Annotated in this window: 1 protein-coding gene; it reads left to right on the top strand. The window is 43.0% G+C overall.

Features of this window, described 5'->3' with window-relative positions:
- Window positions 1-1,063, top strand: a 1,063-nt coding sequence (zapE, locus tag R7P35_RS25575) for a cell division protein ZapE (RefSeq protein WP_318093224.1), incomplete at its 5' end; no start/stop codon positions are given.
- Window positions 1,064-1,140: the final 77 nt, after the last annotated feature.

Raw genomic sequence — 1,140 nt, 5'->3', positions numbered from 1 at the left:
TGGATTCCAGCGCGATGAAGCCCAGCAGCAAGCCGTTGTCGCTTTAGACAAACTCTACCATGATATTGTTGAGTTTCAGTCTGCGCCGATCCCTCAACTTTCTAAATGGCAAAAGCTCATGGGTAAGAAGGTCGAGATGCCTCAACCCCCAAAAGGTTTGTACTTTTGGGGCGGGGTAGGCCGAGGTAAAACCTATTTAATGGATGCCTTTTTTGATGCCTTACCTACTGACAGAAAAATGCGCGTGCACTTTCCCCGCTTTATGTATCGGGTACATGACGAGTTAAAGCGTTTGGGGGAGGTAGAAAATCCTCTCTCCAAAGTTGCCGACTTATTTAAACAAGAAGCAGATATTGTTTGTTTTGACGAGTTCTTTGTGTCTGACATAACTGATGCCATGATTCTTGCCACATTGTTGCAAGAAATGTTTAAGCGTCAGATGGTGCTGGTGGCGACGTCAAACATCGAACCACAAAATTTGTATCGTAATGGCTTACAGCGAGCACGTTTTCTTCCTGCTATTGATATGATTTTAGCGCGTTGCCATGTCCTAAATGTGGATAGTGGTGTCGATTATCGTCTGAGGACGTTGGAACAAGCCGAAATCTACCATTATCCATTGGATGAGCAGGCTTCTATTAATTTAAATACCTATTATCAGCAGCTTACGGCTGAGCGTAAAAGCGTTGCCCACAAAATCGACATTAATCATCGACAGATTAACGTGATTGAAGCCAGTGATGGGGTGTTACATGCTTCTTTTGAGCAGTTGTGCCAAACCGCTCGAAGTCAAAACGATTACATTGAACTCTCACGTATTTATCACACGGTTTTACTGGCCGATGTTCGTCAGATGAATCGTAAAATTGATGATGCTGCGAGGCGTTTTATTGCTTTAGTCGACGAGTTTTATGAGCGCAACGTAAAACTGATTATTTCAGCGGAAGTCGAGATGGATGCCTTATATAGCGAAGGACAACTGGAATTTGAGTTCAAGCGTTGTGTATCACGTTTAACCGAGATGCAGAGTCATGAGTATCTTGCTCGCGAGCATTTGGCGTAAATTTGATTGCCTCTTTAAAAAGTGAAGAAAAAATTAGTGACTTGGCGCAAAAAAAGGTGATTTTTTCTTCGCTCTTC

The sequence above is a fragment of the Vibrio sp. Vb0304 genome, from assembly GCF_033338995.1.
GTDB classification, from domain to species: Bacteria; Pseudomonadota; Gammaproteobacteria; order Enterobacterales; family Vibrionaceae; genus Vibrio; species Vibrio alginolyticus.
This window is presented reverse-complemented; position numbering and strand designations above follow the sequence as displayed.